The 14,662-nt window shown below is 46.1% G+C and carries 14 protein-coding genes; 11 read left to right on the top strand and 3 right to left on the bottom strand.

The features are described from left to right. The first annotated feature begins 87 nt into the window (after positions 1–87). From ICN34_RS10230 to ICN34_RS10200, 7 genes are all read left to right on the top strand, one after another. Positions 88–1,890 (top strand): NAD(P)H-dependent oxidoreductase subunit E, encoded by a 1,803-nt coding sequence (locus tag ICN34_RS10230; protein ID WP_216122480.1) that lies wholly within the window; start codon positions 88–90, stop codon positions 1,888–1,890. A gap of 41 nt (positions 1,891–1,931) precedes the next feature. Then, positions 1,932–4,826, top strand: a complete 2,895-nt coding sequence (gene fdhF / locus ICN34_RS10225) for a formate dehydrogenase subunit alpha (RefSeq protein WP_216122478.1) — start codon at positions 1,932–1,934, stop codon at positions 4,824–4,826. 105 nt (positions 4,827–4,931) lie between these two features. After that, positions 4,932–5,174, top strand: coding sequence for a PbsX family transcriptional regulator (locus ICN34_RS10220; RefSeq protein ID WP_072583581.1), 243 nt, complete (start codon positions 4,932–4,934; stop codon positions 5,172–5,174). After that, positions 5,174–5,515, top strand: coding sequence for an endoribonuclease MazF (gene mazF / locus ICN34_RS10215; RefSeq protein ID WP_072583582.1), 342 nt, complete (start codon positions 5,174–5,176; stop codon positions 5,513–5,515). Before ICN34_RS10220 ends, mazF begins: the two co-directional genes overlap by 1 nt. A 14-nt stretch (positions 5,516–5,529) precedes the next feature. Beyond that, positions 5,530–5,745 carry a hypothetical protein gene (locus ICN34_RS10210; RefSeq protein ID WP_158009052.1) on the top strand — a complete coding sequence of 72 codons (216 nt, stop codon included), beginning with the start codon at positions 5,530–5,532 and terminating at the stop codon, positions 5,743–5,745. A gap of 41 nt (positions 5,746–5,786) precedes the next feature. Beyond that, entirely contained in the window at positions 5,787–7,445 is a 1,659-nt protein-coding gene (nadB, locus tag ICN34_RS10205) for an L-aspartate oxidase (protein ID WP_216122476.1), read from the top strand. 67 nt (positions 7,446–7,512) lie between these two features. Further along, positions 7,513–8,886, top strand: coding sequence for a TAXI family TRAP transporter solute-binding subunit (locus ICN34_RS10200; RefSeq protein WP_216122473.1), 1,374 nt, complete (start codon positions 7,513–7,515; stop codon positions 8,884–8,886). Positions 8,887–8,925: 39 nt separating this feature from the next. On the opposite strand, the gene ICN34_RS10195 is transcribed toward ICN34_RS10200, so the two are convergent. Next, positions 8,926–9,120, bottom strand: coding sequence for a DNA-binding protein (locus tag ICN34_RS10195; RefSeq protein WP_216122471.1), 195 nt, complete (start codon positions 9,118–9,120; stop codon positions 8,926–8,928). Positions 9,121–9,291: 171 nt separating this feature from the next. Between ICN34_RS10195 and ICN34_RS10190 the strand changes: the two genes are divergently transcribed. Together ICN34_RS10190 and ICN34_RS10185 are read left to right on the top strand one after the other, a co-directional pair. Continuing rightward, positions 9,292–9,669 carry a type II toxin-antitoxin system RelE/ParE family toxin gene (locus ICN34_RS10190; RefSeq protein WP_216122469.1) on the top strand — a complete coding sequence of 126 codons (378 nt, stop codon included), beginning with the start codon at positions 9,292–9,294 and terminating at the stop codon, positions 9,667–9,669. Then, entirely contained in the window at positions 9,662–10,000 is a 339-nt protein-coding gene (locus ICN34_RS10185; protein WP_216122466.1) for a DNA-binding transcriptional regulator, read from the top strand. The genes ICN34_RS10190 and ICN34_RS10185 overlap by 8 nt, the downstream gene beginning before the upstream one ends. An 8-nt stretch (positions 10,001–10,008) precedes the next feature. On the opposite strand, the gene nadC is transcribed toward ICN34_RS10185, so the two are convergent. Both nadC and nadA read right to left on the bottom strand, forming a co-directional pair. Next, positions 10,009–10,863, bottom strand: a complete 855-nt coding sequence (nadC, locus tag ICN34_RS10180) for a carboxylating nicotinate-nucleotide diphosphorylase (RefSeq protein WP_216122464.1) — start codon at positions 10,861–10,863, stop codon at positions 10,009–10,011. A 15-nt stretch (positions 10,864–10,878) separates the two neighbouring features. Beyond that, positions 10,879–11,994, bottom strand: coding sequence for a quinolinate synthase NadA (gene nadA, locus ICN34_RS10175; RefSeq protein ID WP_216122463.1), 1,116 nt, complete (start codon positions 11,992–11,994; stop codon positions 10,879–10,881). 288 nt (positions 11,995–12,282) lie between these two features. Here nadA and ICN34_RS10170 point away from each other — a divergent pair, with 288 nt between their 5' ends. Together ICN34_RS10170 and ICN34_RS10165 are read left to right on the top strand one after the other, a co-directional pair. Beyond that, positions 12,283–14,001: a ShlB/FhaC/HecB family hemolysin secretion/activation protein gene (locus tag ICN34_RS10170; protein ID WP_216122461.1), complete on the top strand. Its 1,719-nt coding sequence runs from the start codon at positions 12,283–12,285 to the stop codon at positions 13,999–14,001. Beyond that, positions 13,998–14,621, top strand: coding sequence for a hypothetical protein (locus ICN34_RS10165; RefSeq protein ID WP_216122459.1), 624 nt, complete (start codon positions 13,998–14,000; stop codon positions 14,619–14,621). Before ICN34_RS10170 ends, ICN34_RS10165 begins: the two co-directional genes overlap by 4 nt. The last annotated feature ends 41 nt before the right edge of the window (positions 14,622–14,662 follow it).

Here is a 14,662-nt window from a genome sequence, read left to right as displayed (position 1 = left end):
GGTTTTTTGATGCGCAAAGTGGGATAAGGCTCTGCATTGGTGCTGAGTACAAAATAGCAATAAATAGAAAATTAGAGACTACGAACTATGAATCATCCAAAGCCTTCTGGAGAAGTCAAAGCAGTTGCTGTTGCAACCGCAGATGATTTGAGGGAAACCATTCGCCGTAAGAGCAAATTGAAGGGGCGTCAAGCAGATGATGTTTCAGTTGCTGAAGTTCGTCAGCTCATTGGTAATGCGCCACATCGTCGTGACCTATTAATTGAAAATCTTCACAAGCTTAATGATGAATACCGCGCTTTGCATGACCGACATTTAGTGGCATTAGCCAAGGAAATGAATCTGCCAATGGCAGAGGTGTATGAAGTAGCAACTTTCTACCACCACTTTGAAGTAGTGCGTGGTAACGATCCGGTAGCGGATATTCTGATTCGCGTTTGTGACGGCATTGCCTGTGAATTGGCGGGGGCGCAAAACCTATTGGCCAAGTTGCCAAGTATCTTAGGTAATCCGAATATCAAAGTTGCTGCAGCTCCATGCGTGGGACGTTGCGAGCAAGCTCCTGTAGCAGTAGTTCATCAATATCCAGTTCTGTTTGCAACAACAGACAAAGTGCAGGCAGCCGTTAATAACAAGCTCACCACTCAGCCAATGGCTAAAGATGATGCCGTCTTTGATCCCGCTGCCTTAGCAGAGCAGGGCGTTTCTCCTCAGGGTGAAATGCAAGCTGTCTCTCCTGACTATGTTGGCTATGAGTCATACCGCGCTAAAGGTGGTTACGCTTTAGCTAAAGAAATTTTCGACGGCAAGAAAGATGCCGAAAGCATCATCAAGGCGATGGAAAGCTCTGGCTTGCGCGGCTTAGGCGGTGCAGGATTCCCAGCGGGTCGTAAGTGGCGCATTGTGAAAGATCAAGTAGCTCCTAAATTGATGGCAGTGAACATCGACGAAGGTGAGCCAGGAACATTTAAGGATCGCACCTACTTAGAGCGTGATCCACATCGTTTCTTAGAAGGGCTTCTCATTGCAGCAAGCGTGGTTGGTATTGATGCTTGCTATATCTATTTACGTGATGAGTACCACGGCTGCCGTGAGTTACTTGAAGCTGAATTAGCAAAACTCAAAGCTAATCCACCATTTAAATTACCGAATATTGAACTACGTCGTGGTGCTGGTGCTTATATTTGCGGTGAAGAATCTGCCATGATTGAAAGTATTGAAGGCAAGCGCGGTGAGCCGCGCATGCGTCCCCCATACATCGCCCAAGTTGGATTGTTTGGGCGCCCAACCTTAGAACACAACTTTGAGACGCTGTACTGGGTGCGCGATATTGTTCAGCGTGGACCTGAGTGGTTTAGCTCTTTTGGTCGTCACGATCGCAAAGGCTTACGAAGCTTTAGCGTTAGCGGGCGCGTGAATAAACCTGGTGTGAAGTTGGCTCCTGCCGGCATCACTATTCAAGAATTGATTGATGAGTACTGTGGTGGCATGCAGGACGGCCACAAGTTCTACGGCTATTTGCCTGGTGGCGCATCAGGGGGTATTTTGCCTGCGACCATGAACGACATTCCGCTCGACTTCGATACGTTGCAGCCTTACGGTTGCTTTATCGGCTCTGCTGCTGTGATGGTGTTCAGCGACAAAGACAAAGCGCGTGATATGGCTTTGAATGTGATGCATTTCTTTGAGCATGAGAGTTGTGGTCAGTGCACACCTTGCCGGGTAGGTACTGGTAAAGCTGCTAAATTGATGCAAGCCAAATCATGGGACCAAGAAACTTTAGAAGACTTGGCAACTGTGATGGTAGATGCTTCTATTTGTGGTCTGGGTCAAGCCGCACCAAATCCTATTCGTTGTATTCATAAATATTTCCCTGAAGAAGTTCAATAAGGAAGTACCTTAATAAAAATTCAGGGAATAACGAGACAAACATGAACGCACCAACAAATCCAAAAGAACTCGAATTACAAACCGTAGAGTTCAAGCTCGATGGCAAGACGATCGTTTCATACGAAGGCGAAACGATTCTCAAAGCTGCTAAGCGACACGGTATTGATATTCCTCATCTGTGCTTTAAAGATGGTTACCGTCCTGACGGCAACTGCCGTGCTTGCGTAGTGGAAATTAATGGCGAACGTACTTTAGCGCCAAGCTGCTGCAGAAGTGCTACTCCAGGAATGGAAGTTAAGGCTAATAGCGAGCGCGCTGTTAAGAGCCAGAAGCTGGTTCTGGAGATGTTGCTCTCCGATATGCCTGATGAAGGTTTTAAGTGGGTGGGCGATAGCAAAGAAGAAGAGCAACAAAACCAGCATGGTGAGTTAAGTACTTGGGCTGCACGTATGGACGTCACTGTTCGCCCAGAACTCAAAGCGCTGCGTCGTGAGAAAGTTAGCAGTGATATTTCTCATCCAGCGATGGCTGTCAATTTGGATGCATGTATTCAATGTAATCGCTGTGTACGCGCTTGTCGTGAAGAGCAAGTAAATGATGTGATCGGCTACGCTATGCGTGGCAGTCATAGTGAGATCGTATTCGACCTAAATGATCCGATGGGCGACAGTACTTGCGTTGCCTGTGGCGAATGTGTGCAGGCTTGCCCAACTGGCGCATTGATGCCTAAGGGTTTGATTGGTTCCCAAACGGTGGATCGCAAGGTAGACTCCGTTTGCCCATTCTGTGGTGTTGGTTGCCAAATTACTTACAACGTCAAAGACGAAAAAATTGTTAGTGTTGAAGGTCGTGATGGCCCAGCAAACCACAATCGTTTATGCGTTAAAGGCCGTTTTGGTATGGATTACATCCATAACCCACAACGCCTCACCAAACCATTAATTCGTAAAGCGGGCGTTCCAAAGGATGAGTCCATCCTTGAAGGCAAGCAAGACTGGTCAGACATCTTCCGTGAAGCTAGCTGGGAAGAGGCTTTGGAGTTTGCTGCTGGAGGCCTTAAGAAATTAAAAGATCAACATGGCTTAAAAGTATTGGCGGGCTTTGGTTCTGCCAAAGGCAGTAATGAAGAGGCTTATCTCTTCCAAAAGTTGGTTCGTACCGGCTTTGGTAGCAATAACGTAGACCATTGCACACGTCTTTGCCATGCATCCTCTGTGGCAGCGCTTCTCGAAGGTGTTGGCTCTGGTGCGGTAAGTAATCAGGTTAATGATGTTGAGCATTCCAGCTTAATTTTCTTGATTGGTTCCAATCCAACTGCCAATCACCCAGTTGCTGCCACCTGGTTCAAAAACGCTGCCAAACGTGGCGCAAAAATTGTTTTGTGTGATCCTCGTAAGACCGAGATTAGTAAACATGCTTGGCGCACAATGCAGTTCAAGCCGGATACCGATGTGGCGATGCTCAATGCGATGATCTATACGATTATTGAAGAAGGCTTGGTTGATAAGGACTTTATTCAAAATCGCTCGAATAACTTTGAAGCCTTAAAAGAAAACATCAAAGGTTATAGCCCTGAAGCAATGGCGCCAATCTGTGGTATCCCAGCAGAAACCTTGCGTGAAGTGGCGAGAGAGTTTGCTACCACCAAATCAGCCATGATTTTATGGGGCATGGGCGTAAGTCAACACGTGCACGGTACAGACAATGCACGTTGCTTAATTGCTCTTGTAAGTATTACTGGCCAAATCGGTAAGCCTGGATCGGGCTTGCATCCATTGCGTGGTCAAAATAACGTGCAGGGCGCTAGTGATGCTGGTTTGATTCCGATGATGTTCCCGAACTATCAGCGTGTTGATAATCCAGAAGCGCATGCTTGGTTTGAGAAGTTCTGGGGTACGCCATTAGATAAAAAACCTGGCTATACCGTGGTGGAGATCATGCATAAGATCACTGCACCTGATTCTGATCCAGACAAGATTCGCGGCATGTTTGTCGAAGGTGAAAATCCTGCGATGAGTGATCCGGATTTAAATCATGCGCGTCATGCATTAGCGGCTCTTGAGCACTTGGTTGTACAAGATATCTTCATGACTGAGACAGCATTGCTTGCTGACGTAGTCTTGCCTGCAAGTGCTTGGCCTGAGAAGGTTGGCACCGCTAGCAATACTGACCGTATGGTGCAAATGGGCAAGAAGGCGATTAATCCTCCAGGTGATGCAAAACCTGACTTGTGGATCATTCAAGAGATTGCTAAGCGTATGGGTCTGAATTGGAGCTATCAAGGTCCGGATGCCGGTGTTGCTGAGGTTTATGACGAAATGCGTCAAGCAATGCATGGCGCGATCAACGGAATTACCTGGGAGCGCCTAGAAAAAGAATCTAGCGTTACTTATCCATGCTTGTCTGCCGAAGATCCAGGTCGCCCAATTGTCTTTAATGACAAGTTTGATACCAAAGATGGGCGAGTGAAGTTAGTGCCAGCCGATATCATTCCGGCGAATGAGCGTCCTGATGCTGAATATCCATTTGTATTGATTACTGGTCGTCAGTTAGAGCATTGGCATACCGGCAGTATGACGCGTCGTGCCACTGTGCTCGATGCGATTGAGCCTATGGCTACCGTGTCGATGAATGGCGAGGATATGACCCAGTTAGGCGTTACGGCGGGTGATGTGATTACCGTTCAATCTCGTCGTGGTGATGTAGGTATTCACGTGAGAAGAGATGATGGCACACCAAGAGGCGTGATCTTTATACCGTTTGCCTACTATGAGGCTGCGGCTAACTTGATTACCAACTCAGCGCTAGATCCATTTGGCAAGATTCCAGAGTTTAAGTATTGCGCTGTGAAGCTTGCTAAGGGTGGGGAAGTAGCCAAGATCATGGGCTATGGCACGAATGCCCCAGGTGGATCTAAGGTGATGTCTAACGTTTAATTTGAACAGCCCCCTAAAACCCCGTCCTGGTGGCGGGGTTTTTCTTTTTGACTTGCTTGAATTGGATGATGTAGATACAATGTAGACACATTTAGAGGGGCTCATATGCAAACAATTATTAAAAAGTGGGGTAACAGCCCAGCTTTGCGTTTAAATGCTGCGGTGATGAAGTCCGCCCAATTGAATATTGATCAACTTGTTTCTGTAAAAGTGCAAAAGGGTCGAATTGTGATTGAGCCAATGACTAAACAAGAGTATCCACTGGATGAGCTATTGTCCGGAATTACCGCTAAGAATTTGCATGGTGAGGCCGACTTTGGTGGGCCCGTTGGCAAAGAGCTTCTCTAATGGTTAGGGCTTATGTGCCAGAGGCTGGTGATGTAGTCTGGCTAGTGTTTGACCCTCAGGCGGGAAGAGAGCAGGCTGGTCGTCGACCTGCTGTTGTGTTGACCCCAGAGGGTTACAACAAAAAAACAAATTTATTGGTTTGCTGCCCATTAACAACCCAGATTAAAGGCTACCCCTTTGAGGTGTTGGTTGAGATCGATGGGGTGCAATCTGCTATCTTGTCTGACCAAGTGAAGTCTCTGGATTGGAAAATAAGAAAAGCAAAGTATAAAAATACAGTGAATCCAAGGACCCTCACTGAAGTAAGGGCTAAGGTGAAGTCTTTGCTCTCAATCGGTTAGGCAGCAAGTACCCAATGTTAGAGCGGAATTTATGTAGTTACGTGAAGACCATCACTGCTGAGAACGGTTATTCCAAGGAAGAGCAGGCTCAATTCTTGGCGCGATTGGAGCGTGCGTGCATAGATAATCCAGAGCTACCACCCACCTTTGTAGCTAACTGTCTTCTATCGCTTTCTGAGTCTAAGTTTGACGAATTGCTTCCTTTTGCGTCGTGCGACAAAGGAATTTAAAGGCAACCCCTATTTCTAATGCCAGTTAGAATAAACCCCCTATGGCCAGTTCCAAACCCTCCTTAAATACCACTGCAAACGCCGATCTTCCTGTCCTTATTATTGGGGCTGGATTAGCCGGCTTAACCGTTGCCCTCCATATGGCTGAATCTCAGCCAGTGATTTTGATGGCTAAACGGGGCTTAGGTGAAGCTGCTACAGCTTGGGCCCAGGGCGGTATTGTTGGCGTTGTCGACAAAGAGCATGACAGTATTGATTCTCATGTGGCCGATACTTTGGATGCGGGTGCCGGTCTCGTAGTGGAATCGACTGCACGCTATATCGCCGAAGAAAGCGCTGATGCAATTCGTTGGTTGGTAGAGCAGGGCGTTCCATTTACAGAAGATAAATCTGGCCCAATGGGTTTGCACTTAACGCGTGAGGGTGGCCATAGCCATCGTCGCATCGCTCATGCTGCCGATGCTACCGGTAAAGCAATTCATGAAGTGCTGCTAGATAAGGCTAAAGCACATAAAAATATTCAGATCTTGGAGCATTGGATCGCACTTGATCTCATCACCAATCGTCAGCTCGATGCTAAGACTCAACGTACTAAGCCCAATCGTTGTTACGGTGTTTATGCGCTCGATATTAAAAATAATCGCGTAGAAACCATCGAAGCAAAGTCAGTGGTATTGGCTACAGGTGGCGTTGGTAAGGTTTACCGCTACACCAGCAATCCCGATACTGCGACCGGCGACGGTATTGCCATGGCTTGGCGTGCGGGTTGCCGCGTGGGCAATATGGAATTTATTCAGTTTCATCCTACATGTTTGTATCACCCGAGCGATCGCACCTTCCTGATTACCGAAGCAATGCGCGGTGAGGGTGGTTTACTGAAGTTACCTGATGGCACGCGTTTTATGCCAGAGCATGATGACCGCAATGAATTAGCTCCACGTGACATTGTTGCTAGAGCTATCGACTTTGAAATGAAGAAGCACGGCTTGGACTATGTCCATCTAGATGCTACACATTTAGGCGAGGCATTTATTAAAGAGCATTTCCCGATGATCTATGCGCGTTGCATGAGCCTTGGTTTAGATATCACTAAAGAGCCTATTCCCGTAGTGCCTGCTGCGCATTACACCTGTGGTGGTGTAGTGACAGACCTCAAAGGGCGCACTGACTTGCCAGGTCTTTATGCAGTTGGCGAAGCAACCTATACCGGCCTACATGGAGCTAATCGTTTGGCTAGTAACTCCTTATTAGAGTGCGTCGTCATTGGTAAGGCGGCGGCAGAGGATATATCCAATCTCAAGACTCCAGTGATGCCTGCGCTCCCTTTATGGGATGAGAGTCAGGTTGAGGATGCGGATGAACAAGTCGTTATTGCCCATAACTGGGATGAGCTACGCTCCCTGATGTGGAATTATGTTGGCATTGTGAGAACCAATCGTCGTCTTGAACGGGCCCTACATCGCATTAAGCTGTTGCGCTACGAGGTGCAAGAGTATTACGCCAACTTCAAAGTAACGCGCGATTTAATTGAGCTCAGAAACCTCTTAGAGTGCGCAGAGCTCATTGTGCGTTCAGCCTTGATGCGAAGAGAAAGCCGTGGCCTTCATTACAGCCGCGACTACCCGGGTACCTGGGCTGTGTCATACCCAACCATTCTTACCCCTCAAGCAGAGGGTGCTGAGAGCGATTCAGCCACTTAAAAGCGCATTCCAAGCCCTTAAATCAGGGTTTTTGGTGATAAGCTAGACATATCTCAAGAGGAATGTCATGGCTAGCATTAAAGAGGAAATCTACGAACATATCTCTGCCGTTTATCAAACGGCAGCAGATGAGATCAAGAATTGGTTTAGTGCTTTAAGAGAAGTCTGGCCACTTGTTTTCTTATTAATACTTGCGCTATCTATTCTGATTTGGTTTGCAAAGCCTGCACCACCCAATAAAGTATTAATGGCAACCGGTACCGGTGGCTCCTACAAAGTATTAGGTGAAAAATATAAGATCTATTTTGAGAAAAAGGGAATTAAGCTCGAACTGGTAGAGACCCATGGCTCAAAAGAAAATCTACAGTATTTAATTGATCGCAAGGATCCAATCCAAGCGGCCCTTGTTCAGGGTGGAATGATTGCAGTAGACAATCTCTCTGGTGTGGAATCCCTTGGTAGTGTTGACTATGAGCCAGTTTGGATGTTTTACCGAAAGAATGCCTTCAATGAAAGCATTCATGTATCTGATAGAGATATTGCCAAACTCAAAATCAATATTGGCCCGGTAGGGAGTGGAACACGTACGCAGGCTCTTGGCATATTTAAACTCAATGGCTTGAATGGTGATGCCCCTAATTTGCTCGGCCTTGGCAATGCCGAAGGTGTTCATGCCTTAGAACGTGGCGAAATTGATGCTGTGATCTTGGTGGATGGTTTTGATTCACCAAATGTGCAAAGTCTCATTAAAAATCCAGGCATTAAGTTAGCTTCATTTACGCGTGCAGATGCCTACACTCGGTTATTGCCCTATTTTGAGGAAGTGTCTGCACCCATGGGCGGCTTTGATCTTGGAAAAAATATTCCTGATCACCCCATACAGTTAATTTCGACTACAACTAATCTTTTAATAGATAACCGCCTCCACCCAGCAATCCAAGTTTTATTTCTTGAGGCTGCCCGAGAAATTAACGGTAACAAATCCTATTTTTCTAAAGCGGGAGAGTTTCCGGCCTATATGAATACCGAAGCGCCATTGAGTGATGAGGCAAAGTTCTTCTATGAAAAAGGCACTCCGACATTAATGAAGTATTTGCCATTTTGGCTCGCCGAGTTCTTGGAGCGCATGTTCTTCCTGTTGCTTCCCTTTGCTGCTTTTGCTTATCCGATTATTAAGTCAATTCCAACATATAGAACCAACCTGGCTAAGAAGCAAATTAACTCGATTTATAAAGAGCTGGATAAATTTGAGCAGAACACGATTCAAACCTTTGACCCTAATCGTCGCAGTGAATATATTGAGGTACTCAATGAGATGGAGCGCAGAATACTCAGATCAAAAGCAGCAAAGCTAGCCACTGCTGAATGCTATAGCCTGCGAAGCAATATTGAATTTATTCGCAACGCCCTGGAGAAGCAGGTTATTTACAAGGGTAGGTAGGGAAATTTAGTGCGATTGCTCGCAAGCGTAATAAATGTATTAAATCTCAGGACACCCTGGCCCATTGGGTTCCAGGGTTGCGTCTTGGGCTCTAGCTATATCGTCCAATGCTCTTGCTATAAATTCAACATCTCCATTTGATTCCTCAATGCATGCTTGAAGATAGAGGGCCATCTCCTGGGGTGTGCGTAAATGTTCTGCCACATCATAGGGGCTTGTAGTTTTGTTTTTCATCTTCCCTCTCGCGGTGTAGATACAAGGCTTCTCACATGACGCGCATAGCTTATGTGACTTAACTCTATAGATTTGCACGGAATTCTTCTATAAAAGCCGGTTACTTGCAACCCTAATTCATTGTCGGATACAATGTTATAGCACTGAGTGCTATATATTAAAATCTCGACTATGAAAGTAGTCTTAAAAACAAAAACATTCGATCGTTGGGCAAGAAAAATTATTGGAGCTATAGAACTTTGTAATGCTGCTAGAGAGATAGAGCGAGGAGTTTATGAGGCTGACTTAGGTGGCGGGGTATGTAAAAAGAGAATCCCACTTCCAGGTCAGGGCAAAAGCGGGGGCATTCGCACTATTGTTGCCAAGAAAAACAAGGAAGCAATTATTTTTATCGTTGGCAGGGAAAAGAGTTATCCCGGCTCTGACTTTAGTAATGTCGAGCAAGAGGCGGCAACGATTATTGCTAAGTCATTCGAAAAGGCGGATAGAAATAGATTGCGGGTACTGGTTAGGGCTGGAATATTGAAGGAGCTAAATTGCAATGAGTAAAAAATTAAAATCTGATGATAGAAGGGTGCTTGACGAGCTATTGGAAATGGCGCAGGCATTGGAGGAGCGCGGTCTTTTAACCAAGCATGATTATGCAAAAATGAAGACTCTTTGCTTAGAAAAGCCACCTTTATTTACACCTAAAAAAGTGACAGATATACGCATTCATCAAGCAAGAATGAGTCAATCCATTTTTGCCTCACTACTAAATGTAAGCGTCTCTACAGTACAAAAATGGGAGTCGACAGGTTCTGGAAAACACCCTAGCGGTGCCGCTGCCAAGCTACTTCAGCTAATTGAAACTAAGGGTATTCAAGTGCTATTGGTATAACCAAATTGCTACAAAATGCGCATTGAGAAATCAACCGCATTCACATCCTTGGTGAGTTTTCCAAGGGAGATGCGATCAACGCCAGTGCTTGCAATGGCGCGCATTTGATCTAGGTTGATACCACCAGAGGCTTCCAGCAAAGCACGTCCAGCGGTAATGGCAACAGCTTGCTTCATTTGATCGGTATTGAAGTTATCAATCAAAATACTTTTCGCACCCGCAGCTAAAGCCTCTTCAAGCTCAGCAAAGTTTTCTACTTCAATCTGAATATCCACTCCAGCATTCAGTGCTTGAGCATTCTTTAGGGCTGCCGTAACACTACCAGCTGCAGCAATATGATTTTCTTTGATGAGAATTCCATGCCAAAGAGCGAGACGTTGATTTTTTCCACCACCCACTAACACTGCATACTTCTGGGCCTGACGTAATCCAGGAACGGTTTTACGTGTATCTAATACCGCGCAGCCCTTTGGATTCGGGCTAGCGCCGGCAATCGCATCAACGTGCTGGCGAGTAATACTAGCCGTCCAAGAAAGTGTTTGTAGGAAATTAATACAAGTACGTTCAGCAGAGAGCAGGGCTTGTGAGTCAGCTTCAATATCGCAAACCTTGGCATCGGGTTTCATCATGTCGCCCTCTAGGTAATGCCAAGTTACTTTGGAGTTGGGATCGAGTTTCTTCAGCGTGCCTTCAAACCAATCTACACCACATAGAACGGCTTCTTGACGAACAATGAGCTGAGCCTTTACTGGCTTGCTCGGAACGAGTTTGGCAGTCCAATCACCAGTGCCGATATCTTCCATCAGCGCATCATGAATATTGCGTTGGCGAGCCTGCTCTAAGGTTTCGTTATATTCAAACATATATAAATATAAAGATTAAGCGGCGCCAATATTTTTTACAAAACCATGCTGCGCTTTTGCTAAGAGGTCCGGATGATTTTTAGTGAAGTCGAGCATGCGCTCAATGCAACCTAATGCTTGAACACGAATAGGTTCTTCGATGAAGATTTCACCGGAAGCGTTTTCTAGGCAATTCAAAATTCCTTGTAAGCCATTCATGGCCATCCATGGGCAGTGCGCACAACTTTTACAGGTTGCGCTATTGCCAGCAGTTGGCGCTTCAATCAGTTTCTTATTGGGGGCTAGCTGACGCATGCGATGCAAGATGCCATTATCGGTAGCAACAATGTATTCAGTAGCAGCGCCTTCAACCACAGCTTTAATCATGGCGGAGGTAGAGCCCACAACGTCTGCAAGGTCAACGACTGCTTGCGGTGACTCTGGGTGAACCAAGATCATCGCGTTAGGGTGAGCGGCCTTCAAAAGTTCAAGCTCCACAGCTTTAAATTCATCATGAACAATGCAAGCGCCATTCCATAGCATCATATCTGCGCCAGTTTGTTCTTGAATGTAACGACCCAAATGACGATCGGGTGCCCACAAGATTTTTTTACCTTCAACTTTGAGTTGATGCACGATCGCTAGAGCACAAGAACTCGTTACCATCCAATCTGCTTGCGCTTTGACTGCGGCACTAGTGTTGGCATACACAACGACAACGCGATCAGGATTCGCAGCTCTAAAGGCAGCAAAGTCAGAAGCATCACAACCTAAGTCTAATGAACAAGTAGCATCGAGATCAGGCATGAACACGCGTTTTTCTGGGCTGAGAATCTTTGCAGACTCACCCATGAAGCGAACGCCGGCAACAATCAGATTTTTTGCTGAATGATTTTTACCAAAACGCGCCATCTCTAGGGAGTCAGCAACATAGCCGCCAGTCTCCATCGCCAAATCCTGAATGTCACCGTCCACGTAGTAGTGGGCGACTAAAGCAGCATCTTTCTCAACCAATAATTGTTTAATGCGGGCAATGACGGCAGCCTTTTCGGCGCCATGAAGCTGGGGAGGGGTTTTTGCCCAAGCTTGGGCGGTACAGGTGGCGCCAGCAGCATTTTGCTGTGGGTAATCAAAGGAGATAGGTGAGCTCATAAGCAATTTTAGCTTGCATAAAGAATTGGCAAATATCCTTAAATTGGTGCATTTTAGGGCTGATTTACCCTTAGAAGGCAAGCTTCAAACTGAGCCTGCAATGTCATCAATAAGGTGGTGCAATATCTCAAAAACTACCCTTTTTTTGATATTTTTTTCTGCCCAATTGTTAAGCAACAATAAAAACTATATAAATCAATAGCTTAAAGATTTTTAGAGGGGCTATTTCTGAAGCTAAATAGCCATTAAAAGTATCAAAAATGGCGCCTATACAGTAAAATCACGCGTATGTGTGTACGCGCGCGATCTATAAAGCAAGTATTCCTTGCAGGCACCCTGGGACTCATCCTTGCGGGCATTCTTTTGGCTAGCCCAATGGCTAATGCCCAAACTTCAGCCGGCCAACTATTGCAACAAAACCGTGAGCTTGAGCCTACAGCGCCACTTCTTCCAGATGCAACACGCAATATTGTCCCGTTAGAGGTGAAGCCAAGCGCTCCGCCTCCAGGGCAAATGACTTTTGTCGTAAAGCATTTTGAATTTACCGGAAATACCAAAGTTCCCACTGCTGATTTAGACCATTTGGCAAAAGACTTGGTTAATACTCCGATCACGTTTGATGATCTTACCCAGCTAACGAATGCAATCACGCAGTATTACCGCGAACGTGGATGGCTAGTTCGCGCAGTGCTACCAAAGCAAGACATCACTGCTGGTGTAGTGCGCATTCAATTGATTGAAGCAAAGCTTGGTGGCATTTCCATTGATAACCGCTCTAAGCGGGTCAGTAATGAGCGAGTGGAAGAGTGGATCTACTCTCACATTCCAAAAGCATCAGAGTTATCGCTTGATCAACTTGATTTTGCTTTGCTCACATTGAATGATCTACCGGATGTATCGGTCACAAGCAGTTTGGAAAGCGGCACCCAACCGGGCGATACGATTTTAGTTTTGACGGTAGAAGATAAGCCCTTGATCAATGGCCAAGTCAGTGTTGATAACTTTGGCGACGCCAACAGCGGCAAGATTCGTACATCGGTCTTAGCAAATGCTAATGGCCCATTGGGCATTGGTGATCAGTTGTCTGCGTATGCCATGTATTCAGAAGGCAATAGTTATGGTCGTGTAAGTTACACCGCGCCGGTCGGCACTAGTGGTTTGCGCATGGGTGTGAATGGCAGCACGATGGCTTACCGCGTATTGAATCAAAGCTTTAACAGCTTGTATGCAAATGGTATTGCTAATACCGGTGGTGTTGAAGCAAGTATGCCGCTCATTCGTTCTCGTCCAACAAACTTGATCACCACGTTCAACTGGAACTACAGTGAATTCAAGAACTGGACCATTGCTGGCGTTAATCAAGACCAAACCTATACAACCAGTGTGGCGCAATTAGGATTAAACGGTAATCGTCTGGATGATATTTGGGGCGGCGGTATTAACACTGGTTTGGTGACTGTATCGGGGGGTGATATTTCTCGCAATATTAACGGGCCGTATAACAGCAGCTACGGCGTGGCGGGAAGCTTTTCAAAAGCACGTTACGCCCTTACTCGTTTGCAAACGGTAACCGATGAGATGTCTGCATATGTTTCTGTTTCGGGCCAGTGGGCAAGCAAGAATATGGATAGCTCTGAGCAGCTCTATTTAGGCGGCCCATTAAACGTACGCGCCTATGGATCAGGTCAAGGCGCTGGCAGTCAAGGTAACTTAACTACGGTTGAGCTTCGCCATGACCTGCCTTACCAAACTCAAGTTGCTGGCTTTTATGACATCGGCAATGTGCAGACTTGGAAATTTAATCCGGCCATCAATCAGGTGAACAATAACTACGTGCTCCAAGGTGCCGGCGTGAGCTTAGCTTGGCTAGGCCCTTACAACTTAAATGTGAAGGGCGCATTTGCCATGCGAACTGGTGGCCTTACCCAAAGCGTAACGAACTACCTGACACAAAACGGGGGCATTAGCTCTCATCGATTCTGGATTACAGCAACTCTGCCCATATGAAAACTAAAGCAAAGACCGTCACATCTAAAGCGCGCAGTGCAGCGAAACCTATGGCTAAGGTCGTTAAGAAGCCTGTAGCTAAAGCTCTAAGCAAGCCGGTTGCAAAGACTGCAGCAAAAACCGCAGTGAAGGCTACCGTTAAGTCCTCCATCAAACCTGCTGCAAAGTCAGTAGTGAAACCAGTTGCTAAGTCAATTACAAAACCACTACCAAAACCCATTTTGAAAACTCCACAAAAAACAATGACAAAAACAGCGCCAAAAGTAGCAGCAAAAACTATGCCAAAAACATCATCGAAGCCAACAACAAAAACCATATTAGGGCAGCCTACAGTTTCTACGGCGCCAGTACAGGCAATTAACGAAGGAGCGCAAATGACGCAATCCAATCAAGCCGTAGAAGATGCAGGTGCAACTCAACCGATTACAGGCCGCGGCGTATTTGCTGTACGCACCCTAGGGGAGGCAGTTTCTGTTGAGGCCGCATTCTTGGCTGAAGACGGCAATGTTTTGCGTTTGCCAGCTGTGTTCCCTAATCGTCAATACGCCATCGAGCAGATTGATGAATTACGTGCTCTTGTAAATCGTCATTTTGATGAGCTAGATCAAGGTGGCCTCTAGTCATCTCGCTAGCATAAAGATATCGAATAACTAATTATCAG

The sequence above is a fragment of the Polynucleobacter sp. Tro8-14-1 genome (assembly GCF_018881655.1).
GTDB lineage: Bacteria > Pseudomonadota > Gammaproteobacteria > Burkholderiales > Burkholderiaceae > Polynucleobacter.
Note: the sequence above shows the minus strand (reverse complement) of the source record. Positions and strands in the feature narration are given on the sequence as shown.